This is a genomic window from Virgisporangium aurantiacum, from assembly GCF_016863635.1.
GTDB lineage: Bacteria > Actinomycetota > Actinomycetes > Mycobacteriales > Micromonosporaceae > Virgisporangium > Virgisporangium aurantiacum.
Genome location: NZ_BOPG01000067.1, coordinates 1 through 22,639, shown reverse-complemented (window position 1 = coordinate 22,639; position 22,639 = coordinate 1). Strand labels below are relative to the sequence as shown.

At 71.7% G+C, this 22,639-nt stretch carries 18 protein-coding genes; 4 read left to right on the top strand and 14 right to left on the bottom strand.

What is annotated here, in order from left to right; translation table 11 throughout:
- Window positions 1–84: 84 nt before the first annotated feature.
- The 9 genes from Vau01_RS44890 to glnA form a co-directional block, all read right to left on the bottom strand.
- Complete coding sequence (locus Vau01_RS44890; protein ID WP_204006431.1) at window positions 85–1,068, bottom strand: hypothetical protein; 984 nt, start codon at window positions 1,066–1,068, stop codon at window positions 85–87.
- A 49-nt stretch (window positions 1,069–1,117) separates the two neighbouring features.
- Entirely contained in the window at window positions 1,118–2,650 is a 1,533-nt protein-coding gene (locus Vau01_RS44885; RefSeq protein WP_204006429.1) for a hypothetical protein, read from the bottom strand.
- Window positions 2,640–5,510 (bottom strand): bifunctional [glutamine synthetase] adenylyltransferase/[glutamine synthetase]-adenylyl-L-tyrosine phosphorylase, encoded by a 2,871-nt coding sequence (locus tag Vau01_RS44880; RefSeq protein WP_204006427.1) that lies wholly within the window; start codon window positions 5,508–5,510, stop codon window positions 2,640–2,642. The genes Vau01_RS44885 and Vau01_RS44880 overlap by 11 nt, the downstream gene beginning before the upstream one ends.
- Window positions 5,510–6,310 (bottom strand): type 1 glutamine amidotransferase, encoded by an 801-nt coding sequence (locus Vau01_RS44875; protein ID WP_204006425.1) that lies wholly within the window; start codon window positions 6,308–6,310, stop codon window positions 5,510–5,512. The genes Vau01_RS44880 and Vau01_RS44875 overlap by 1 nt, the downstream gene beginning before the upstream one ends.
- A 70-nt stretch (window positions 6,311–6,380) precedes the next feature.
- Window positions 6,381–8,156: a DUF2334 domain-containing protein gene (locus Vau01_RS44870; protein ID WP_239152353.1), complete on the bottom strand. Its 1,776-nt coding sequence runs from the start codon at window positions 8,154–8,156 to the stop codon at window positions 6,381–6,383.
- Window positions 8,156–9,310 (bottom strand): non-hydrolyzing UDP-N-acetylglucosamine 2-epimerase, encoded by a 1,155-nt coding sequence (gene wecB, locus Vau01_RS44865; RefSeq protein WP_204006423.1) that lies wholly within the window; start codon window positions 9,308–9,310, stop codon window positions 8,156–8,158. Before wecB ends, Vau01_RS44870 begins: the two co-directional genes overlap by 1 nt.
- A gap of 9 nt (window positions 9,311–9,319) precedes the next feature.
- Window positions 9,320–10,624: a glycosyltransferase family 2 protein gene (locus Vau01_RS44860; protein ID WP_204006422.1), complete on the bottom strand. Its 1,305-nt coding sequence runs from the start codon at window positions 10,622–10,624 to the stop codon at window positions 9,320–9,322.
- Window positions 10,625–10,630: 6 nt separating this feature from the next.
- Entirely contained in the window at window positions 10,631–10,786 is a 156-nt protein-coding gene (locus tag Vau01_RS44855) for an LPXTG cell wall anchor domain-containing protein (RefSeq protein ID WP_204006420.1), read from the bottom strand.
- Between the two features lie 340 nt (window positions 10,787–11,126).
- Complete coding sequence (glnA, locus tag Vau01_RS44850; protein WP_204006418.1) at window positions 11,127–12,491, bottom strand: type I glutamate--ammonia ligase; 1,365 nt, start codon at window positions 12,489–12,491, stop codon at window positions 11,127–11,129.
- An 80-nt stretch (window positions 12,492–12,571) separates the two neighbouring features.
- Between glnA and Vau01_RS44845 the strand changes: the two genes are divergently transcribed.
- Window positions 12,572–14,374, top strand: coding sequence for an NAD+ synthase (locus Vau01_RS44845; protein WP_373320395.1), 1,803 nt, complete (start codon window positions 12,572–12,574; stop codon window positions 14,372–14,374).
- Between the two features lie 101 nt (window positions 14,375–14,475).
- Complete coding sequence (gene panB, locus Vau01_RS44840) at window positions 14,476–15,306, top strand: 3-methyl-2-oxobutanoate hydroxymethyltransferase (protein WP_204006414.1); 831 nt, start codon at window positions 14,476–14,478, stop codon at window positions 15,304–15,306.
- Window positions 15,307–15,347: 41 nt separating this feature from the next.
- Here panB and Vau01_RS44835 read toward each other — a convergent pair whose 3' ends face one another.
- From Vau01_RS44835 to Vau01_RS44815, 5 genes are all read right to left on the bottom strand, one after another.
- Window positions 15,348–16,235 carry an RpnC/YadD family protein gene (locus tag Vau01_RS44835; RefSeq protein ID WP_204006412.1) on the bottom strand — a complete coding sequence of 296 codons (888 nt, stop codon included), beginning with the start codon at window positions 16,233–16,235 and terminating at the stop codon, window positions 15,348–15,350.
- 91 nt (window positions 16,236–16,326) lie between these two features.
- The gene (locus Vau01_RS44830) at window positions 16,327–17,526 is read right to left on the bottom strand and encodes a cytochrome P450 (RefSeq protein WP_204006411.1); all 1,200 of its coding nucleotides are present in this window, start codon (window positions 17,524–17,526) and stop codon (window positions 16,327–16,329) included.
- Entirely contained in the window at window positions 17,504–18,190 is a 687-nt protein-coding gene (gene npdG, locus Vau01_RS44825; protein ID WP_204006410.1) for an NADPH-dependent F420 reductase, read from the bottom strand. Before npdG ends, Vau01_RS44830 begins: the two co-directional genes overlap by 23 nt.
- Window positions 18,191–18,200: 10 nt before the next feature.
- Window positions 18,201–19,580: an RNB domain-containing ribonuclease gene (locus Vau01_RS44820; RefSeq protein WP_204006409.1), complete on the bottom strand. Its 1,380-nt coding sequence runs from the start codon at window positions 19,578–19,580 to the stop codon at window positions 18,201–18,203.
- Between the two features lie 23 nt (window positions 19,581–19,603).
- On the bottom strand, window positions 19,604–20,137 hold the full coding sequence (locus Vau01_RS44815; protein ID WP_204006408.1) for a hypothetical protein: 534 nt from the start codon (window positions 20,135–20,137) through the stop codon (window positions 19,604–19,606).
- Here Vau01_RS44815 and Vau01_RS44810 point away from each other — a divergent pair.
- Together Vau01_RS44810 and Vau01_RS44805 are read left to right on the top strand one after the other, a co-directional pair.
- Complete coding sequence (locus Vau01_RS44810) at window positions 20,127–20,489, top strand: hypothetical protein (RefSeq protein ID WP_204006407.1); 363 nt, start codon at window positions 20,127–20,129, stop codon at window positions 20,487–20,489. The two genes, Vau01_RS44815 and Vau01_RS44810, sit on opposite strands and share 11 nt — an antisense overlap.
- Before the next feature lie 291 nt (window positions 20,490–20,780).
- The coding region (locus Vau01_RS44805) for a hypothetical protein (protein ID WP_204006406.1) at window positions 20,781–22,639 on the top strand (1,859 nt) is incomplete at its 3' end.

Here is a 22,639-nt window from a genome sequence, read left to right as displayed (position 1 = left end):
CCGGAGGGGCTATGGCACCTCGCGCAGTCCAAGATCCGGAATTCCGAGCCCACGGTTGCCGGGGCGGCCCCTCGCGTGCCGAACCTAGGTCGTGGCCAGGGCGAAGATGACGAACGCGACCAGCAGCGTCAGGACCACCCCCACCAGCGTGCCGACGATGCCGCCCGGGCGGGCCAGCACGCGCGGGCCGGGATCGAGCGGTCGGGGCGACAGCGCGGCGACGCCCGGCGTCGGCTGGGGCGGGCCCAACCGGAGGGCGGGGCGCATGCGCAGCCGGTTGGCGAGGACGACGACCGGGCCGCCGATCACGCCGACGCCCCACCAGCAGCCGAGCAGGGTGCGGGCGGTGAGGTGCCGGTAGGTGGCGAGCGCGCAGTCGCGGCACCGCCAGCCACGCTCGGCCGAGGTCCAGTGGAACACCGCGGCGCTGACGACGGACTGCAGGACGACGAACGACGCCGGGGCGCTGCCGCAGACGGCGCACTCACCCTCGGCCGGCGCGCGGCGGTCGCCGTAGGAGGCCGGCGCCCCGCCGAACTGCTCGACAAAAGCGGTCGCGCCCGCCGCGCCGGTGACCGTCTCCAGCGCGGGCGTGTACCGGCGCAGCCCGGCGACGATCTGCTCCGCCGACTCCACCAGTTCGCCGACCTCGGCCAGCCGGTAGCCGGCCAGCCCCTGCAGTTCGACGTCGGGATCGCCGGCACCCGGCAGCGGGTGGCGCAGCCACAACGTGAGGTGTTTCGGCTTCACCCGGGGCGCGTCGTCGGGCTTCTTCTCCAGGCCGAACCGCACCACGTCGTGCCACGGCACGGCGCCGTGCGCGTTACTGACGCGCCACACCACGCCGGTCTCGTCGAACCGGAGCAGGTACGGCTTGCTGTGGTCGCGGATCGTGTACGCACCGATCAGCAGCAGCACCGCACCGGCCGGGTAGGCGATCCAGTTGCCGACGAAGAACTCGTACCGGAGCGCCGGCAGGATCAGCGTGGGCGCGAGAAAGCACCCGATCGCCACCAGGATCCACAGTGGACCGTAGAGGCCCGTCTTCCAGTGCCGGTGAAGCTCCATCGCGCCGCCCTCCCCCGTCGATGCCGCCGGCACGATATCAGGCAGGTGGCTACGAGTCGATGCGGTACCGTCCGGGAACCGTTGCCACCAAACGGGTCCAGCCGGCAGGACCAGGTTCCAACCGGGCGTTCCGGGCATCATCCACCCGGAGCCACCCGGAATAGCGGATTTTGACCACCGTCGATCCGGCGGGCACGTCGACGGTCACCGAGCCGGCGTCCGTCGCCACGAGGGTGCCACCGTCCACGATGGACGGGCGACCGTCCACTTCGTACAGTGTCCAGTCGTCGCCGCGCCACACCTCGGTCAGGTACGGCAGTCCGCCGCGCACCAGCGCCGCCTCGCGGCGGCCCACCCACGAGAAGTCCGCGGCGTCGATCGTGGGCAGGGCGACGTACGACACTCCCTGCTCGCGCAGCCAGGCCTCGTAATCGGACGCGCTGAGCGCACCCGTGAAGAACAACGGGTTCCGGGCGAGGTCGGCCTGCCGCAGCCAGCCGCGGGCCAGGTGCACGTCGCGGGCGGCGTACGCCGCCTCCCAGTAGTCGCGCGTGGGCGGGATCTCGACCCGGCCCACCGGTCGACGCGAGCGCAACTCGGCCAGCAGGGGCGCGAAGTACGCGCGGTCCGCGGTGGGATTGCCGGCGTCGCGCAGGTCGGCCACGATCAGCGGGGGCTGCCACACCGCCACGACGGCGAGGCCCGCGGCGCCCGCGAAACGCGAGCCGAGGCCCGGGCGGGGCAGCGGGACGTACGCCGCCAGCACCGGCACCGCGAACATCGTCGCCAGCCGGGTGGCGTTCAGGCCCACCGGCGTGTGGACGAGGAACGCCGCCAGCACCCCCGCCGCCGCCAGCAGGCCGCCGACCCGCACCGGCCGTCGCGGCACCAGCGCCGCCACGAGCAGCCCGGTGACGCAGGCCCGCACGGTGTCGGTCGCCGCGAGGTTCATCCATCCGTCCACATCGGACAGCAGCGTCGTCGGGACCAGCCCGACGGCCGCGGAGCCGGCGAGCACCACGCCGTCCCACCGGCGCGCGGCATCGCGCCAGCAGCCGGCGGCCAAGGCGACACCGGCGAGGCCGGCGAAGAGACCGGCGACCGGGCTGGTGGTCGCCGCCAGCACCACGGCGGTGGCGGCGCACCCCCACCGCCACCCGACCCGCCACGGCGCGGTGAGCGCGAGCAACCCGAGGAGGCCGAACGCGACGCCGAGCGCGAACGTCGTACGCCCCGACACCAGGTTTCCGGCGAAGCACAGCCCGCCCAGCGCCATACCGAGCCGCGGGCGGATCGCGCCGGTGCGCCGCAGCAGTACGGCGAACGCCACCGTCGACACCACGAGCGCCAAGGCACCCGTGACCCGCACGCCGAGAAGCGCCATCACCGCGGGCGCGACGATGCTGTATCCATATTGGACGGTGCCGCCGTACCAGCGGAGGTCGACCGGCGCGAAGCCCGCGTCGCGAATGAAGTCGGCGCGGGCCACCTGCGCCGCGAGATCGGTGCCCACGGTCGGCAGCAGAAGGTAGCCGCCCGCGAGCACCACAGCGTAGGCGACTACCCGGACATCAACCCGCATCGAACGTGCGCTCCACCACCTGGCGGGCCCGGCGCATCGTGCGGAGGTACTCGTCGACGAACTCGCCGGTGCTGACGCTCGCGGGCCGGCCGAGCGCCCGTGCGACGGCCGTGACCTCGGCACCCTGGCGCGGCAACTGGTCCTGCTGCCGGCCGCGTACCAGCGTCAGCGCGTTGCGGACCTGGGTGGCGAGCACCCACGCCGCCTCCAGCGCGCCGGCATCCACAGTGGACAGCAGCTCGACGGACGCGGCCGCCCGCAACGCCTCCAGCGTCCGCGTGGTGCGCAGCCCGGCGTGCTCGTGGCCGTGGCGCAGTTGGAGCAGCTGCACCGTCCACTCCACGTCGGCCAGCCCGCCGCGGCCGAGCTTGGTGTGCAGGGCCGGATCGGCACCGCGCGGCAGCCGCTCGTTGTCGACGCGGGCCTTGATCCGCCGGATCTCGGTGACCTGTTCGCGGGTCAGGCCGCCGGCCGGGTACCGCATCCGGTCGGCCAGGGCCAGGAACCGCTCCCCCAGCCCCTCGTCGCCGGCCACGAACCGGGCCCGCAGCAACGCCTGCGCCTCCCACACCTTCGACCACCGGTCGTAGTACTGGCCGTAGGCGGCGAGCGTACGCACCAGTGGCCCCTGCCGGCCCTCCGGACGCAGGTCGGCGTCGATGCCCAGCGGCGGGTCGGGCGTCGGCATCGAGAGCAGCTTCCGCAGTTCCTCGGCCATCGCGTGCGCGGCCTGCGCAGCGCGGTCGTCGGGCATGCCCGGACCGGGTTCGTACACGAACAGCACGTCGGCGTCGGACGGGTAGTTCATCTCGCAGGAACCGAGGCGACCCATGCCGATGATCGCGAAGCTCAGCCCGCCCGGGTCGACCGCCGCGAGCGCACCCGCCAGGGTGGCGTCGGTGACCTGCGCGAGCGCGTCACACACCTGGTACACGTCGACCAGGCCGAGCAGATCGGCGGCGGCGATCCGGAACAGTTCGCGGCGGCGGCGCGCGCGGACCGCGGTGACCGCCTTCACCGGATCGCCCGCGTGGCGCTTCACCGTGGCCGTGAAGTCGACCGGCCGCGGCTGCAGCTCGGCGTCGTCGGCGAGCAGCCGCAACGCTTCCGGGTCGCGGGTCAGCAGGTCGGTGAGGTACCGGGACAGGGCGAGCAGCCGCGCGAGGCGCAGCGCCACCGGTCCCTCGTCGCGCAGCAGCCGCAGGTACCACGGCGTGCTGCCGAGCTTGTCGGACACCTGCCGGTAGGCGAGCAGGCCGCGGTCGGGCTCCGGCGCGTCGGCGAACTCGCTCAGCAGCACGGGCAGCAGCGTCCGCTGGATCGCCGCGGTGCGCGACACACCGCCGGTAAGGGCTTCTATGTGACGGAGTGCGCCCGCCGGATCGGCGAAACCGAGCACCTCCAGCCGGGCCTTCGCCGACTCCGGGTACATCCGCATCTCCTGCGACGGCACCTTGGCCACGGCCTCCAGCAACGGCCGGTACAGCAGTTTGGCGTGCAGCCGCCGCACCTCCGTCGCGTGGCTGGCCCAGTCGGCCTGGAACGCCTCGACGGCCGTGCGCTGCGCGTTGGCCCGGTACCCCAACGCCTGCGCCAGCCACCGCAGCTCGTCGGGATCGGCCGGGACGGTGTGCGTTCGGCGCAGCCGTTGCAACTGCAGCCGGTGCTCCACCATCCGCAGGTACCGGTACGCCCGCAGCAGCGCCTCGCCGTCGGCGCGACCGACGTAGCCGCCCAGCGCCAGCTCGCGCAGCGCCACCACGGTGGACGGCGAGCGCAGTTTCTCGTCGGCCCGCCCGTGCACGAGTTGCAGCAACTGCACCGCGAACTCGATGTCGCGCAGCCCGCCCGGCCCCCGCTTGATCTCACGGTCCACTTCGGACCGTGGGATCGCGTCGACGATGCGCCGGCGCATCGCGCGGATGTCCTCGACGGCCTCGGGGCGCTCCGCGGCCGTCCAGATGAAGGGTTGTACGGCGGCGAGCCATTCCTCGCCGAGTTCGCGGTCGCCGGCCGCGAACCGCGACTTCAGCAACGCCTGGAACTCCCAGGTCTTCGCCCACTTCGTGTAGTAGGCGACGTACGACGCGAGGGTGCGGGTGAGCGGGCCGTGCCCGCCCTCGGGCCGCAGCGCCGCGTCGACCGGCCAGGCGACCATCGCGCAGATCGTCATCGTGCGGGCGGCGAGGACGGCGCCGGCGCGCTGCGCCGCCTCGACATCACCATCGTCGACCGCGGGCTCGGCCACGAACACCACGTCGACGTCGCTGACGTAGTTGAGCTCCCGTCCGCCACACTTGCCCATCGCGATCACCGCGAGCCGGCACGCCGCCGCCTCGGCCGCCCGTTCGGCGCGGGCGAACCCAAGCGCCGCCGCCAGCGTGCGGTCGGCCAGGTCGGACAGCGCCGCCATCGTCTCTTCGAGCTGGTACGCGCCGGTGAGGTCGGCGGCGACGATGCGCAGCAGCGTGCGCCGGTACGCCAGCCGCAGGGCGGGAACGTCGGCGACCTCCTCCAGCGTGCCGCCGTTGACCGGCCGGCCGAGCAGCTTCCAGTCGTCGGGGTTCGCGATGAGGTGGTCGCCGAGCACCGTCGACGCGCCGAGGACGGCGAGCAGCCGCCGCCACATCGCGAAGTCGTTCACCGCGGCGGCGACCGGCGCGTCGCCGGCCTTCTCGCACAACCGTTGCAGCTGCTGCGCGGCGAGGTCGGCGTCGGCCACCGAGGCGAACACCTCGAGCAGCTCCCCGGCCGGGTCGTTCACCGGCTGGTTGGCGTCCCACAGGTTGGCGCCGTCGGGGCCGAGCCGCTCGGCGGCCTTGCGGGTGTCGACGAAGCCGTAGCGCAGGAGCTGCCGCATCAGGCCCCCAGCAACGGCAGCGACCGCGGGCCGCCGGTGGCCACCGGGATCGATCCGAGCGCCACCCCCGCGAAGCGCAGCGCGAACGGCCGCCACACCTCTTCGAGGTCGGGCATCGCCGCGTCGACGGCGGTGAGCAGCGCCACCGCGTCGATGCCGAGGTCGACCAGCGTCTGCGCGCCGTCGTAGGCCCAGGAGGCGAACATCGCCATGTCGCACTCGATGTGGAACTGCACCCCCCAGGCCGCCGGGCCGAGCCGGAACGCCTGGTGCGGGTAGTGCGTCGACGCGGCGAGCAGCACGGCGCCGACGGGCAGCCGGGTGATCTCGTCGCGGTGCCACTGCAACACGTCGGGCGCCATCGGCACCTCGGCGAACAACGGGTCGTCGGTGGCCTTGTCGCGGCGGGCGACCAGCGTCGGCCCGATCTCCGGACCGGCGGTGCTGCGCTCGACCGCGCCGGCGTTGGCGCTGGCCAGCAACTGGGCGCCGAGGCACACGCCCAGCGTGGGGACCTTGTACCGCACCGCCCGGCGCAGCAGTTTCTCCAGCGCCGGGAACCACGGCGCGCCGGGTGTTCCGTCGGGCGCGGGGTACGCGTTCTGCTCGCCGCCGAGCACCACCAGGGCCGCGTACCCGTCGAGGTCGGCCGGGAGCACGCCGGTTCCATCGGCAGCATCGTGGGCGCGCACCACGTCGAGTTCCAGGCCGCCCTCGACCAGCCAGTCACCGAGGAGACGGACGTCGTCGGTGGGGTCGTTCTCGACGACGAGCACACGCCGTCCGCGCGGGGAGGTCACCCGCCCACGTTAGCGGGTGACGCGGTCGAAGGCCGCTCACCGGTGGTGAGCGGCCTTCGTTCGGTGGAACCTACTTGGTCATGGCCGACGCGGCGACGAACGTGTAGCCCAGGCCCTGGATGCCCTCGACGGACTGCTTCAGGTAGGCGGTGCCGAGGTACGGGTGGTAGAAGAAGCTCGCCACGCCGTCGCGCACCACGAGGTTGCGCTTGGCCGAGGCGATCAGGTCGGCCGGCAGCCGCACCGGGTGCGTGTTGTACGCCTCCGGTTCGATGTTGCCGATGTTCTCCGGGATCACGACCGAGCCGTAGACGTCGCGCACCGCGTACGGGAAGAACTGGCCCGACAGGTGGGAGTAGTCGGCGGCCTTGCCGCGCAGCGTCCCCGGGAAGTACAGGCCGCGCTCGTAGCGGACGCCGAACAGCGAGTTCACCGCCGCGTAGTCGGCCGCGCTGCCCGCGTAGTGCGGGAACTCGAAGATGGTCGGCTGGGTGAGCCCGGCCCGGGCGAACTCCAGCTTGCTCGCGGCGATGCGGGACGTGGCCCACGCCGCCGAGTCGCCGACCACCGGACCGTCGTAGATCACCCGGTCGGCCTCGTCGACGTGCGCCCGGTAGAACTCGAAGTCGTTGCCGCTCACGCCGTCGTACGGGTTGTTCTCCGCGTTCAGCTGGTGCGTGTAGCCGTGCATCAGGAGGGTGCCGCCCTTCTGCTGCATGTACTTCAGCGCCTTCACCACCTCCGGCCGCTTGGCCAGCGTGTAGTCCTCGGCCTTGCCGCCGGTGAGCGCGCCCTTCGGGTCGCGGTAGCGGGTGTAGACGGCCACCGTGAACGGGACCTTCTTGCTGCTCAGCAGGTCGGCGACCGCGCGCAGTTCGGCCGGGTCGGCGTCGGGGCCGACGTCTTCGATGCGCACCAGGGCGCGGTGGCGCTCCGCGGTCGACGGCGCGAGCACGCCGGTGAGCAGGTCGGCGAACGCGAGGTACCGGTCGTCGTGGGTCACGTAGGCGTACGGGATCTCGCCGAGGTACGTGAGGTTCGCCGACTTCAGCGCCCACGGGAACGTGGTGCCGTCGGGGCGCACCGCGTCGCCGAGCACGGTGACCTTGGACGCGTCGGTGATGGTCTGGTCCATGATGCCGGAGCCGTTGACGGTGTCGCGGGTCAGCGACTGGCCGTCGTAGCGCACCTCGGCCACCGCGGAGGTGTCGAACTGCTTCCACATGTAGCCGTACCGGGTCGCGAAGTCGGCGCCGGTGGCCGCGGCCCGCGCGGAGAGCTGCCAGATGTTGTCGTACATCCACAGCACCGGCTTGCTCGTACCGAGCACGTCGTCGAGGAACGACACCGGAAGCGGTTCGTCGTAGGTGGAGCCGACGTACACGACCGCCGAGTACGCGGCCAGTTCGCCGGTCTGGTACCCGCTCGCCGGGTGAACGGTCCAGGAACCGTAGTGCGACACCAGGTTCGCGGTCTGCTCCGCGTACACCTCGCCGAGCCACGCGTACGGGCCGGTCTCGTCGTACAGCACCAGCGTCTTCGCGGTGCCGCCGCCGGGTGCGGCCTTGCCGGTGACGGTGTTCGGGATCGCGGTGACGGCCTTCGCGGTCGACCGCGCGTTGGTCGACGACCGGCCCGAGGCCGTGCCGGGGGCGATGACCCGCTGGTCCGGCTTCTTCTTCACCGGGCTGGGCGGCGCCGGAATCTGGGCGTCGGCGCTGTGCCCGTCACCGTGATTTTCGACCTTGCCGGGCGCGGCCATCGCGCCCTGCGGCGCGATCACCGCGCCACCGCCGATGAAGGCCGCGGCGGTCAGGGCCGCGGCGAATGTGCGGCGAAGATTCATCAGGCACCAACCGAGGGGACGAGGGTGAGCACGGGACGGCGGGGAGCGGCGACGCCGAGCAGGTCGGCCACCGCTTCCTCGGTGCGGACGGCTGCTTTGCCGTCGCCGTAGGGGTTTCCGTTCGCGGTCATCGCGGCGCGCGCGACCGGGTCGTCGAGCAGACGCATCGCCTCGGCGACGATCGTCGAGGGGTTCGTGCCCACGAGGCGGGCGCAGCCGGCGGCCAGCGACTCGACCCGCTCGGTGACCTCGCGCAGCACGAGCGCCGGAACACCGAACGACGGCGCCTCCTCCTGGATGCCGCCCGAGTCGGTGAGCACCAGGTAGGCCTCGCTGAGCAGGCGGGCCAGCGTCGGGTACGGCAGCGGATCGGTGATGACGACCCGCTTCTCGCCCTTGAGCCCGGCCTCGACCTGCTCGCGCACCTTGGGGTTCGGGTGGCTGGGCAGCACGACGTTGATGTCCGGGTAGTGGTTGAGCAGCGTGCGGACCGCGGAGAGGACGCGGTCGAGCGGCTCGCCCCAGCTCTCCCGGCGGTGTGCGGTGACGAGGATCATGCGTCCCTCGGTCTGTAGCTCCTTCGGAAGCTCCGGACGGCGGCCGACCACGGTGAGCGCGGCGTCGACGACCGTGTTGCCGGTGAGGATCACGCGCTCCGGCTCGATGCCCTCGTCGAGCAGGTTCGTGGCGGCGAGCGACGTCGGCGCCAGGTGCAGGCGGGCGATCTGGCCGACGAGGCGGCGGTTGCCCTCCTCGGGGAACGGCGAGTCGAGGTCGCCGGAGCGGAGGCCGGCCTCCAGGTGGACCACCGGGATCTGGCGCCAGAACGCGGCCAGCGCGCCGGCGAGCGTCGTGGTGGTGTCGCCCTGGACGATCACCGCGCTCGGCTTGCGCTCCTCGAACAGCTTGTCGAGCTGCTCGATCAGCGCGGTCATCAGCTCGGGCTGGCTGCCGGTGACCCGCTCGACCGGCAGGGTCACGTCGGGCTCGAGGTCGAACGCGGCGAGCGCCTGCGCGACCATCGCCGGGTGCTGGCCGCTGGCGACGAGCACGGGGGTGACCCTTTTCGCCGCGCGCATGGCGATCACGACGGGGGCGAGCTTGATCGCCTCCGGGCGGGTGCCGGCGATGAGGTGAACCTCGGGGTTTTGCATGGGATTCCTTTACGCGGGGGTCTCTACGAGGCGCTCGGTCTTCGCCCAGGTGTTCCGGCGGGCGACGTGCCGGCCGATCGCCCGCCAGGTGCTCACCAGGCCGAGGATCAGGAAGTACGGGTAGACGAGGGCGGCCAGCAGCAGCCGGGGCAGCGTCTCGTCGCGGAGCTTGACCCGGTGCAGCACCGCCCACAGCAGGCCGGGTGCGAACAGCGCGCCGGTCCACACGGCGGCGGCGGTGCCGAGCTCGGCCCACGTCTTCACCAGGAACGGATCCTGCGGGCTCTCGACGAGGGTGACCGCGGCGGCCACCCAGGTGATCACGAGGGTGATCGCGCCGGCGGCGTTGAGCCAGGGTGCGAGCAGGTAGTGGACCATCTCGCCCAGTTGGGCGTTGCTGATCCTCCGGCTCGCCATCAGCTTCGGCAGGTACCGGGCGCACTGCAGGTTGCCCTGCGCCCAGCGGGTCCGCTGCCGCACCAGCCGCTTGCCGTCGACCAGGCCCTGCTGGGTGACGCTGGCGTGCGGGAGGTACCTGACCTTCGCGCCGTTGAGGTGCATGCGCAGGCCGAGTTCGAGGTCCTCGACCAGGCACTTCGACCACGGTTTGTCGCCCAGTGCCGTCAGTGCGCTGAGCCGCGCGAACTGGCCGTTGCCGCCCAGCCCGACGGTGCCGAGCGTGTCGCGCAGCGACTGGCTGGCGTCGGCGACCATGCCGAACTCCAGGTCCTGCACCGCCGCGAGGATCCTGTTCCGGTTGTGGATGCGCACCCGGCTCTGGGTGGCGCCCACCTCCGGGTTCCGCATCGCGTAGCTCACCTCGGCGAGCATGTTGGCGCTGGCCCGGCCGTCACCGTCGATGACGCCCACCGCGACGCGCCGCGGGTCTTCCTGGGCGTCCTCGGTGCGGTCGCGGATGTACCGGTAGGCCGCGTTCAGCGCCTCTCCCTTGCCCTGCCGGGCGTACGGGAGGTCGCGACGCAGGACGTGCAGGGCGAGGTGGTCGATCCCGGCCAGCACGTCCGGCGTCGCGTCGTCGGACCCGTCATCGACGACGAGCACCCGGGTACGGGTGCCCCACGGCCCGGACAGCGCGAGCGCCGACGCCACGGTGTTGGCGACGACCCGTTCCTCGTTGAGGCACGGCACGATGATCCAGAACGTGGTCGGCTGCGCCGAGTTCGGCGCGGCCAGGTCGACCCGCTGGCGGTGCCGTCCGGCCGCCGCAGCGTTGCGGGCCGACCAGACGAACAGCGCCACGGTGTAGACCGGCCACGCCACGAGCAGCGCGACGCCGACGATGATGAGTGCCATGGCGGTCTACGCCGCGCTGGTGTTCTTGTAGCGGCCGGAGCGGACCAGCAGCAACCCGACTACCACCAGCGCGATACCGGCCAGCACCATGCCGACCACACCATTTCCGGTGAGGGGCAGAGTCGCGGCAGCGGCCGAGCCGATTACCTGCGGTTGAGACATTGCGCTTCTCCCTGCGTCGTGTCTTTGGTGTGACGGGCCCGGAGGCACCCGGACCCGTCACAGACCGTGCAGGAGAAAAGCTACGTACGCTCACGCCGCGTAATCAATGGCGCTCCGTCAACGGCGGCCAACTTCAGCCTGACCGCCCGACAGAACAAGGTTCACCAGCGCATTCGCTGGTCACAACCGGATGAATCCGACTTCGCCTCTCGGCGGCTCACATGCCCGATTCCGGTGACTCACAGTAACCCCGCGGTTGGCAACTCTGAGTAACCGAATGTGCCGGAAAGTAGCGACCAGGGTGCCACTCGGTTGCCGGTTGCGTGCGCGGCGCCCCCGGCTACAGGGAGCGGAGGTACCTGCGGCGTTCGAAGGGGGTGACCTCGCGCCGGTACTCTTCCCACTCGCTCCGCTTGTTGCGGATGAAGAAGTCGAACACGTGCTCGCCCAGTACCTCGGCCACGAACTCGCTCTTGGCCAGCACGTCGATCGCCTCGGAGAGGTTCTCGGGCAGGGTCTGGTAGCCCATCGCCCGGCGTTCGGCGTCGGACAGCGACCACACGTCGTCCTCCGCGCCGGGCGGAAGCTCGTAGCCCTCCTCGATGCCCTTCATTCCGGCGCCCAGGAGAATCGCGAAGGCCAGGTACGGGTTGCACGCGGAGTCGAGCGAGCGGATCTCCACCCGAGCGGAGTTGGGCTTGCCGTAGGCCGGCACCCGCACCAGCGCCGAGCGGTTCAGGTGGCCCCAGCACACGTACGCCGGCGACTCGGTGATCCGGTCGGGCAGTGCCTGCGGGAACAACCGCTTGTACGAGTTGACCCACTGGTTGGTGATCGCCGTGTACTCGCGGGCGTGCACCAGCAGGCCGGCGATGAACGCCTTGCCGACCTTCGACAGCTTCGTCGGGTCGCCCGGGTCGTGGAACGCGTTGCGCTCGCCCTCGAACAGTGACAGGTGGGTGTGCATGCCGCTGCCGGGCTGGTCGGTGAACGGCTTCGGCATGAACGTGGCGTGCACGCCGTGCGAGACCGCCACCTCCTTGACCACGTGCCGGAACGTCATGATGTTGTCGGCCGTGGTGAGGGCGTCGGCGTAGCGCAGGTCGATCTCCTGCTGGCCGGGCGCGACCTCGTGGTGGCTGAACTCCACCGAGATCCCGATGCGCTCCAGCGACAGCACGGCCTGGCGACGGAAGTCACGGGCCACGGCGTGGGTGGTGTGATCGAAGTAACCACCCGCGTCGACCGGGGTGGGCACGTCGCCGTCGGCCGGCACGTCGGAGAGCAGGAAGAACTCGATCTCCGGGTGGGTGTAGAACGTGAAGCCCTTCTCGGCCGCCTTCGACAGGGCCCGGCGCAGCACGTGCCGCGGGTCGGCCCACGAGTCGGACCCGTCGGGCTGCCGGATGTCGCAGAACATCCGGGCGCTCTCGGGACCGGCGCTGTGCAGGCCGCCGCCCTCGAACGGGAAGACCTGGAACGTGGCGGGGTCGGGCATCGCCACCATGTCGGACTCGAAGACGCGGGCGAAGCCCTCGATCGCCGAGCCGTCGAAGCCGATGCCCTCCTCGAAGGCGGCCTCCAGCTCGGCCGGAGCCACCGACACGCTCTTGAGCGTGCCCAACACGTCGGTGAACCACAGCCGGACGAAGCGGATGTCGCGCTCCTCCAGCGTGCGAAGCACGAACTCCTGCTGACGGTTCACGGCTTCCCCTCCAACAATCCGGGCAAAGTGTTCCCCGGCGGTATTTCGACCACGTTACCGCCAGCTGTACGTCGGCCGTCATGGTGTCGCGACGCACGCCCCGGACGGCAAGATCCCAAAATAGGATGACCGGCATGCCAACGCTGCGGATCGCCCTCGCCCAGGTGAACTCGACCGTCGGTGACATCGTCGGCAACACGGCCACGGTGCACGGCTGGGTCCGGCGCGCCGCCGAAAAAGGTGCGCACCTCGTCGCCTTCCCGGAGATGATGATCACCGGCTACCCGGTCGAGGACCTGACGTTCCGCGAGTCGTTCGTCACCGCGTCCCGGAACCACCTGGAGCGTCTCGCCGCCGACCTCGACCAGGACGGCCTCGGCGGCATCGCCGCCGTCGTGGGTTACCTCGACGCCGACGGCCCGGCCCGGCTCGGCGCCGACGCGGCCGCCGAGCACGGGCCCCGCGACGCCCTCGCGCTGCTTCTCGGTGGACGCGTGGTGGCCCGCTACTACAAGCACCACCTGCCCAACTACGGCGTGTTCGACGAGGACCGCTACTTCGTCGCCGGCGACACGCTGCAGATCGTGCGCCTCGGCGGTGTCGACATCGCGCTCACCGTGTGCGAGGACATCTGGCAGCCCGGCGGCCCGTTCGCGGTGGCCGGTCAGGCCGGGGTCGGGCTGGTCGTCAGCATCAACGCGTCGCCGTACGAGCTGAACAAGGACGACGTGCGCCTGCCCCTGGTGCGCCGGCGCGGCGCCGAGGCGGGTGCGGCGGTGGCCTACGTGAACATGGTCGGCGGCCAGGACGAGCTGGTCTTCGACGGCGACTCGATGGTGGTCGCCGCCGACGGCACGCTCATCAGCCGGGCGTCGCAGTTCGGCGAGCAGCTCCTCGTCACCGATCTTGATCTTCCCGAAGCCGACAGTGACCGCGCCGGCGACCTCGGGGAAATGAAGGTCGCGCGCCTTTCTCTTGATCTTTCCCTGTCTGCTCTGGCCGAGCCGGCGCCGGCTTTGATCACCGACCGCCTGGGCGACGACGAGGAGGTCTGGACCGCGCTGGTGGTCGGGCTGCGCGACTACGTGCGGAAGAACGGGTTCCGGTCGGTCGTGTTCGGGCTCTCCGGCGGCATCGACTCGGCCGTGGTGGCGGCAATTTCGGTGGACGCGCTGGGAGCCGACCGGGTCGTGGGTGTGTCGATGCCCAGCGGCTACTCGTCGGACCATTCGAGGGACGACGCGGCCGACCTGGCCCGCCGCACCGGCCTCGACTACCGGGTGGAGCCGATCCAGGGCATGGTCGACGCGTACCTGGGGCAGCTCAAACTCGACGGGCTGGCGGTGGAGAACCTGCAGGCCCGGGTGCGCGGCGTGCTGCTGATGGCGCTGTCGAACCAGGAGGGGCACCTGGTGCTCACCACCGGCAACAAGAGCGAACTGGCGGTGGGCTACTCGACGCTGTACGGCGACTCGGTGGGCGGCTACAACCCGATCAAGGACGTCTGGAAGACGCGGGTGTGGCAGCTGGCCCGGTGGCGGAACGCCGCCGCCGCTGCCCGCGGTGAGGTCGAGCCGATTCCCGCGAACTCCATCGAGAAGCCGCCGAGCGCGGAACTGCGTCCCGGCCAGCTCGACACGGATTCGCTGCCCGACTACCCGGTTCTGGACGCCGTACTCACCGGCTACGTCGACGGCGACCAGGGCCGCGACGACCTGGTGTCGGCCGGCCACGACCCGATTCTGGTCGACCGGGTGCTCCGGATGGTCGACGTCGCCGAGTACAAGCGGCGGCAGTCGGCGCCGGGAACGAAGATCTCGTTCAAGGCGTTCGGCCGCGACCGGCGTCTTCCCATCACGAACCGCTTCCGCGAGGGGTTGTGAAATATTGCATTGACGTTACGGGCTTGTGTGGCATTGGTGCGACCATCGACTTCTAGACCCGGGGACCGCGAGGGCGGCCTCGAGGCGAAGGGAGAGGTCCAATGTCGGAAATCCCATCCCTGTACGGCGGCCCCGCCACGCGCCGGGTCCGTGCCCGTGAGCTGACCCTGGCCAAGGAGCGTGGCGAGAAGTGGCCCATGCTCACCAGCTACGACCAGTACACGGCCGCGCTGTTCGACCAGGCCGGCATCCCCGTACTTCTGGTCGGTGACTCGGCCGCGAACAACGTCTTCGGTCACGAGACGACCCTGCCGGTGACCGTCGACGAGCTGATGCCGCTGGTACGCGCGGTGGTCCGGGCGACCCGTCGGGCGCTCGTGGTCGCCGACATGCCGTTCGGCTCGTACGAGGAGGGGCCCACGCAGGCCCTGCGTACCGCGGTGCGGTTCATGAAGGAGAGCGGGGCGCTCGCCGTCAAGCTGGAGGGCGGGCGGAGTGTCGTCCCGCAGATCGAGGCGCTCACCCAGGCCGGAATCCCGGTGATGGCGCACGTCGGGTTCACCCCGCAACGCGAACACACGCTGGGCGGCTACCGGGTGCAGGGCCGCGGCGACCAGGGCGAAGAGGTCTTCGCCGACGCGGTGGCGGTCGCTGCCGCCGGTGCCATCGCGGTGGTGCTGGAGATGGTGCCGAGTGACGTGGCCAAGCGGGTGACGGCGGAGATCGCCGTTCCCACGATCGGCATCGGCGCCGGCCCGGACACGGACGCCCAGGTGCTCGTGTGGCAGGACATGGCCGGTCTGCGCACGGGTCACATGCCGAGGTTCGTCAAGCAGTACGCCGACCTGGCCGGAGCGTTGACGAACGCGACGAAGGCGTTCGCGGAAGAGGTCCGCTCGGGCGCCTTCCCGACCGGCGACCACTCGTTCTGAGGCTTCATGGGTTGTGGACCCCCGAGCGGGGTCCACAACCATCAGTCGAATAGTTCGTCGACCGTCTCGGCCGTCGCGGCGCGGCGGATCCAGGTGCTCAGCTGCTCGATGTCGGTGCACCCGGTGATCCGGGCACGGACGTCGTCGGAGACGTCGAGGCCGCGCGCGCTCAGGACCGTGAGGAGCGCTTCGGCCTCGCCCTCGGCCTTGCCTTCGAGCTTGCCCTCGAGCTTGCCGTTGCGGAAGTGGCGGCGGCCCCAGTCGCTGACGGGGCGGTACGTCTCGGCGATGGACATGAGACTCCTCAGAATCACGCGTGCCGGGCTGGGTAGCGGCCCCAGCACAAAGTCATAGTACAAGTAGGCATGATCATCATCGACGTTCTTGAGAGCGGCCACGAACGCCTTGAGCACCGGTTCCGGCCCGGGTTTGCCGCCGTGCGCAAGCGCCGACAGCACGGCCAGTTCAGGTGAGCGCTCCGCCACCGCGATGTCGGTGATCACCGGGGCATCCTGCAGGTTGAACACACTCGGCCGCATCATGAAGTACGGCGGATCGCCGATCGTGATCGACTCCGAGCACCAGGTGGCCACCTTGTCGTTCGGGCACACCACCAGCAGGAACACCGGGTATCTGAGCCGCGAGTAGAGAGTGCCGACATACGCCGGCCACGCGAAGCGCTTGCGCTTGTCCGGGCGGCGCTGTATCTCGACGATCACCGCGGAGACGAGCTTCCGGCCGTCGATCATCTTGATCGCGACGTCGGCCCGGTACTCGGTCGGAGCGACGTTGGTCAGGTCGGCCGACATCACCTCCACCCGGTCGAACTTCGGCAACGTGAACCCCAGTTGCGACTCCAGTAGGTCGGCGGCCATCGTGGGCCGGTCACGGAACATGTCGACGATCAGCTCATGCGAGAGCGAGGGCATCGGAACGTCGACATTCAGTCGAGGGAGGTCATCGAAGTAGACATGAGATCGACCGTACACGTCTATGGACGAGTTTAGTGGTCCATGATTGTCATACTTCGATTGTCAGGTCCTTCAGGCCGCGGATGACAAAGCCGGCCTTCCACTCCGGCTCCCGCACCAACCGCAGGCCGGGTGCCTGCCTCAGGAGCGCCCCGAACGACGCGACCAGTTCGATCCGGGCCAGCGGTGCGCCCAGGCAGTAGTGGATTCCGGCGCCGAACGAGATGTGCGGGTTGTCGCGACGGGAAAGGTCCAGGCGTTCCGGGTCCGCGAACACCGCCGGGTCGTGGTTGGCCGACCCGAACAGCAGCGCGACCTCGGAACCGCGGGGGATGTCGACCCCGTGCACCGTGATGTCTTCGAGCACCCAGCGTTCGAACAGCTGCAGCGGGGTGTCGTAGCGCATCAGCTCCTCGACCGCCGTGTCCAGGAGACCGTGGTCGGCGCGCAGGCGGGCCAGCTCGTCGGGGTTGCGGAACAGCGACCACCAGCCGTTGCCCGTCACGTTGACGGTGGCCTCGTGGCCGGCGTTGAGCAGCAGCGCGCACGTGCCGATCAGCTCGTCCTCGGTGAGACCGTCGACCTGGGCCAGCGCCGTGATGAGGTCATCCTGAGGCTCGCGCGACCGCAGCCGGGCGAGGGCGCGCAGGTAGTCGCTGAACTCGACGCACGCCCGCACGGCCTTGTCGGCCACCTCGCGGGACGGGTTCAGCTCGTACATGCCGCAGATGTCCGCCGACCACGGCCGGAGCAGCGGACGGTCTTCGACGGGCACGCCGAGGAGTTCCGCGATGACGGTCACCGGCAGCGGCTCGGCGACGTCGGCGATCAGGTCTCCCCCGCCCTTCGCCACGAACGCGGAGACCAGGTCGCCCGCCAGGCGTTCCACGGTCGGCCGCAGCGCGTTGACGCGGCGCGGGGTGAACGCCGAGGACACCAGCCGACGCAGGCGGGTGTGGTCGGGCGGTTCGAGGTCGAGCATGCCGGTGCGGTTCAGGTGCCAGAACGGGGCCAGGTACTCCGGGTCCGGTGGGCGTCCCATCTCCTCATGGGTCGCGACGTGCAGGTACGTGCGGCCGAGGCGACGGTCGCGCAGCAGCGCGTTGACATCCTCGTGACGCGGGACGAGCCACTGGTTCGTCGGCTCGAACCAGCTGACCGGTGGCCCGGCGCGCAGTTCCCGGTACGCGTCGTAGGGGTACGCGACGAACTCCGGGCTCCAGGGATCAAAGGTCTGTGACGCGGACACCGGCGTGCACCTTGTAGCGCTTGTTGATCGCGATGAGGTTGGCGGTCATCGCCTCCACCTGGGCGGCGTTGCGTAGCCGGCCGGCCCACACGCCGCGCATGCCCTCCACCCGTCCCGCGATCGCCTGGACCACGGCGGCGGCCTCACGGTCGTCCCCGAGAACGAGGACGTCGAGGTCGATCCGCGCGACCTCCGGATCGGCCAGGAGCACCGCGGAGACGTGGTGGAACGCGGCGCAGACGCGTGACTCCGGCAGCAGCGCCTCGGCCTGCTGGGCCGCGCTGCCCTCGGCGACCGGCAGCGCGAACGGGCCGCGGCCGTCGAACCCGAGCGGGTTCACGCAGTCGACGACGATCTTCCCCGCGAGCTGCTCCCGGAGCGACCGCAACGTCGGCTCGTGCGCCTCCCACGGGACGGCCACGACGACGACATCCGCCGCCGCGGCGTACTCGTTGCCGCCGCCGGTCACCGCCGTCGCACCGGGCAGCTCGGACAGCTCGGTCGCCGTCCGCTCGCCGCGCTCGGCGTTCCGGGAGCCGATGCGCACCGTCAGGCCGCCGCGCGCGAACCGGTAGGCCAGGCCGCGACCCTGCGGCCCGGTGCCGCCCAGGATGCCGACCGTCACCTCGCTGACGTCGGGTAGGGCGCTTTCGTCGAAGGTCATGTGCGCAGTCTTACACCTCTGCGGGCGCGAACCGCACGGTGCGCGTCTCCGGTGTGGCTTCAATCAATTGGACGCGCGTGCGCGTGCCGAGCGCCAGCCGGCCGTCGCAGCGGGCCCGCACGGGTGGCTCGTCGAGTGCGACGGTCGATCTCTTCTCGTCGGTGTCGAGCACGGCCGCCTCGAACGTCTCCCCGACGCGACCCTGGAGGAGGACGGCCTCGACGAGGTCGACCGCGCCCCGGTCGGCGGCGTTGGCGGTGCGGTCGGTGCGGGCCATGGTCCTGGGCAGGTCCTTCAGGTTCTCCGTCGGCGGTTCCGTACCGGCGTGCAGGGCCAGGCAGATCTCGGTGGCGTAGCGGTCGGCGAGGCGGCGCAGCGGTGCCGTCACGTGGGCGTAGGGCGCCGCGACGCCGGCGTGGATCCGCTGCTCGGGTTCCTCGTTGTGGAACGCGGTGTAGGCGGCGCCCCGGAGGAGATCGGCAGCCTGCTGGACGAAGGCCGCGTCGCGGGGCTCAGCCGGCCGTAGGCGGGCGAGGAGGCGCCCGACCGACTCATCATGGGGCCAGGCGATGTCGAGCGCTGTGGCGGCCTTTCGGAGGGTGTCGACCGCTTGTTTCGGTGCCGGGGGCATCGTGCGGAGGAGCCCGGTCCCTCCGGTCAACATGATCTGGGCGGCGACCCGGCCGGTGAGCAGGGAAATCTGCGCGTTGTACTCCTCCACCCGCCGCGGGGCTTCCAGGGTCAGCCGCCAGCCGGTGCCGTCGGGCTCGATCTCCTGGTCGGGCATTGGCAGGTCGATGGCGCCGCGGGCGAGACCGCGCTCGATGAGGAGCTCGCCGATCTCCGGCAGCAGGGCGAGCGGTTCGGGCAGCGCTTCTTCGTAGTTCAGCTTCGCGCGACTGCGGACGAGTACGCGCTCCAGCGCCGTCAGCGTGGGTTCGCCGTCCTGGTCGAGGTCGATGGTCCAGAGGACGGCCGGGCGGGTCTGGTCGGGCAGCAGGCTGGCCGCGCCCTCACTGAGGACGGGCGGGTGCAGCGGCACCTTGCCGTCGGGCAGGTAGATGGTCTGGCCCCGCCGGTTGGCTTCGACGTCAAGCGGGTCACCCGGGGTGATGAACGCGCCGACGTCGGCGATCGCGTAACGGACGCGGTAGCCCTTGTTCCGCTTCTCGAGGTGGACGGCCTGGTCGAGGTCGCGGGAGGACGGCGGATCGAGGGTGACGAATCCGATGTCGGTGCGGTCCTTCCTGCCTTTGTCCTGGTCGTGCCCGCGCTGCGCCGCGGCCTGAGCAGCAAACTGCGCCGCGGCCGGGAACTCCGTGGGGAGCTCCAGCTCGCGGCGCAGCGCGGTGAAATCGATCCGGGGAGCGTGCAGACGTCGGGTGGTCACCCGACCCTTACTACCAGGGGGAGTTACGGCAGGGTAGGCGTATCACGCTCCTCGTCGGACCCGCTGCTCCCGTTCGTGGGACGGCTCGTGACCGCGTCGCCGGCCACAATCTCCCCGACGAGCACCTCACGCCCCGGGTCACTACCGTTCGAGGACCCGTTGCCGTCCGCCGGCAGAGCCTCCCCCGCCATCCCGGTCGGAATCGTCAACGGCGCGCCGAAACTGTCCACGGTGGACGGCGTCATGCCCGCCGACGGAAGACCGACGACCGGCGGGGCCGAATCGCGGTCGGCGTCCGCCGAAGGAGCGGGTGCCACCCAGACCGGCTCGACCGGTGCCGTCGGCCTGGTGGTTGCCGGGGCGGCCTGTTCCGCCTTGGCCGGTTCGGTCTTGGTCGGCTCGGTCTTGGCCGGTTCCGTCTTTGCCTGCTCCGCCTTTGCCTGCTCCGCCTTTGCCTGCTCCGCCTTGGCCGGTTCCGCCTTCTTGGCCGGTTCCGCCTTCTTGGCCGGCTCGGCCTTGGCGGGTTGCGCCTTGGCCGGGTCTGCCGTGGCCTTCACCGGTGCCGCTTTGCTCGCGGCCTTGGCGGCCGGCTTGGCCGGTTCTGCCTTGGCCGGTGTCGCCGTCGACGCTGACGTGGCGGGTGCCGCCGTGGCCGTCGCCGCGGGCTCGACCGATGCGGGGGTGGCCGTGGTCGCCTTGCTCGCGGTCGCCTTGGACGCCGCGGACTTGGCCGGTGCCGCCTTGGCCGGTGCGGACTTCGCGGCCGTGGCAGTGGCCGTGGCCTTGGCCGCTGTCGCCGTGCTCGCGGTGGCCTTGGACGCCGTGGCCTTGGACGCGGTCGCCTTGGACGCCGTGGCCTTGCTCGCCGTGGCCTTGCTCGCCGCGGACTTGGCGACGCCGGTGGCCTGACCCGCCGTCGACTTCACGGCGCGGGTCGCCTTGGTCGCGACCGAACCGGCCTTCTTGGCGACGGCGCCAGTCGCCTTAACCGCCGATTTGGCCGCCGACCGGGTTGCGGTGGCGGCCTTGGCGGCGGTCTTGGATGCTGTCTTCTTGGCTGGTGCCTTCGCGGCTGTGCGTTTGGCCGCGGTGCCGGCCGCCGACTTGGCCGGCCCGCGGGCCGCGCCCGCTCTAGCTCCGGTGGCCCGGCTTCCCGTCGCCTTCGCCCCCGTCGCCTTGGTGCCGGTGGCCTTGCGTCCCGTGGTCGACCTCGTGGTCGCCTTGGCCGGCGGCGCGGTCTTGGCCGTGGCCCGCTTCGCGACCCGAGCCGTCGACCCCGCCTTCGCCGGCGTAGCCTTGGCCGACTTCGCCGCGGTCGCCTTGGTCGCCTTCGCCGCCGACGCCTTCGTCGCCTTGGCCGCCGCTGCCGACCGCCCCGTCGACTTCACCGCAGTGGACTTGGTCGCCCTGGCCCCTGCCGACTTCGCCGCCGTCGACTTGGTCGCCGTCGACTTCGTGGCCTTGGCCGCGGTCGCCTTGGCCGCGGTCGCCTTCGCCGCCGTGGACTTGGCGGCCGTCGACTTCGTGGCCTTCGCCGCCGACGCCTTCGTCGCCTTGGCCGCCGCCGCCGACCGCGCCGTCGACTTCACCGCCGCCTTGGCCGGAGCGGCCTTGGCCCGCGTCGCCCTGGTGCCGGTCGCCTTGGTGCCGGTCGCCTTGGTGCCGGTCGCCTTGGCCCGGGTCGCCTTCGTCGCCGTGGCCTTCGTCGCCGTGGACTTGGCCGCCGTGGACTTGGCCGCCGTGGGCCTCGCCGCCGCCGACCTCGCGCCCGTGGACTTGGTCGCCGTGGACCTCGTGGCCTTGGCCGCGGTCGCCTTCGCCGCCGTGGACTTGGCGGCCGTCGACTTCGTGGCCTTCGCCGCCGACGCCTTCGTCGCCTTGGCCGCCGCCGCCGACCGCGCCGTCGACTTCACCGCCACCTTGGCCGGAGCGGCCTTGGCCCGCGTCGCCCTGGTGCCGGTCGCCTTGGCGGTCGCCTTCGCCGCCGTCGACTTCGCGGCTGTGGACCTCGCCGCAGTGGACTTCGCTGCGGTTGCCTTGGCCGCGGTCGACTTGGCCGCCGTCGACTTGGCCGCGGCCCGGCCGGTGGCCTTTGCCGTGGTGGCCTTGGCGGCGGTGGCCTTGCTGGCCGTGGCCCGCTTGGCCGGCGCGGCCTTCGCCGCCGACTTGGACGCCGGCCGCGTGGTCGACTTCGCGGCCGACCGGGTGGGCGTCGCCTTGGTGGCCTTTGCCGCCGAGGCCTTGGTCGCCCTCGCCGCCGACGCCTTCGTGGCCTTGGCGGCTGCCTTCGCCGGTGCCGCCTTGGCCGTGGTACGACCGGCCGACTTCACGGCGGTGGCCTTGCTGGCCGTGGCCCGCTTGGCCGGCGTGGCCTTCGCGGTGGTGGCCTTGGCCGTGGTGGCCTTCGCGGTCGTCCGGCCGGCCGACTTGGCCGCGGCCGAGGTGGCCTTGACCGTGGTGGCCTTCGCGGTGGACTTGCGCGCGGGTACCGCCGTAGCCGTGCTCACCTTCGCGGCGGCCTTGCGGGCCGGAACAGCCGAGGCGGTCTTCCGCACCGGCGTGGCCTTGCCGGCGGACTCGGCCGCCGGCTTGCCCACCGTCGCGCGGACGGTGGCTGCCTTACCGGTTGCCGGCTTGGCGGCCGCCACCGTGGGCTTGCGGCCCGTGGTGGGCGTGCCGGTCGACGTGACCGACATGGTGACGACGCGACGGCTCACCGCCGACGATACCGACTTCCGGCTCCTGCCGCTCGCCGAGGCCGAGGCCGCCGTGGTGCGGGCGGACGCGGGCTTCGCCGCCGCCGACGCACGTGTGGTGGTGGCCTTCACCGCCGAGGTGCGGCGGGCGGTGGCCGGCTTGGCCGCCGCGGATGACCGGGCGGTGGCGGGCTTCGCCGCCGCGGACGACTTGCGCACCGACGGCTTGGCGGCCGTCGAGCGGGTCGAGGCGGGTTTGGCCGCGGCCGCGGACTTGCGGACGGCCGGCTTCGTCGCCGACGAACGGCTGGATGCCGGCTTGGCCGCCGCCGCGGACTTGCGCGCGGCCGGCTTGGCCGCCGC

Coding starts and splice junctions, on each gene's coding strand:
- Vau01_RS44890 (WP_204006431.1), bottom strand. CDS start 1,068: ATGGAGCTTCACCGGCACTGGAAGACGGGCCTCTACGGTCCACTGTGG.
- Vau01_RS44885 (WP_204006429.1), bottom strand. CDS start 2,650: ATGCGGGTTGATGTCCGGGTAGTCGCCTACGCTGTGGTGCTCGCGGGC.
- Vau01_RS44880 (WP_204006427.1), bottom strand. CDS start 5,510: ATGCGGCAGCTCCTGCGCTACGGCTTCGTCGACACCCGCAAGGCCGCC.
- Vau01_RS44870 (WP_239152353.1), bottom strand. CDS start 8,156: ATGAATCTTCGCCGCACATTCGCCGCGGCCCTGACCGCCGCGGCCTTC.
- wecB (WP_204006423.1), bottom strand. CDS start 9,310: ATGCAAAACCCCGAGGTTCACCTCATCGCCGGCACCCGCCCGGAGGCG.
- Vau01_RS44860 (WP_204006422.1), bottom strand. CDS start 10,624: ATGGCACTCATCATCGTCGGCGTCGCGCTGCTCGTGGCGTGGCCGGTC.
- Vau01_RS44855 (WP_204006420.1), bottom strand. CDS start 10,786: ATGTCTCAACCGCAGGTAATCGGCTCGGCCGCTGCCGCGACTCTGCCC.
- Vau01_RS44845 (WP_373320395.1), top strand. CDS start 12,572: ATGGTGTCGCGACGCACGCCCCGGACGGCAAGATCCCAAAATAGGATG.
- panB (WP_204006414.1), top strand. CDS start 14,476: ATGTCGGAAATCCCATCCCTGTACGGCGGCCCCGCCACGCGCCGGGTC.
- Vau01_RS44835 (WP_204006412.1), bottom strand. CDS start 16,235: ATGCCCTCGCTCTCGCATGAGCTGATCGTCGACATGTTCCGTGACCGG.
- npdG (WP_204006410.1), bottom strand. CDS start 18,190: ATGACCTTCGACGAAAGCGCCCTACCCGACGTCAGCGAGGTGACGGTC.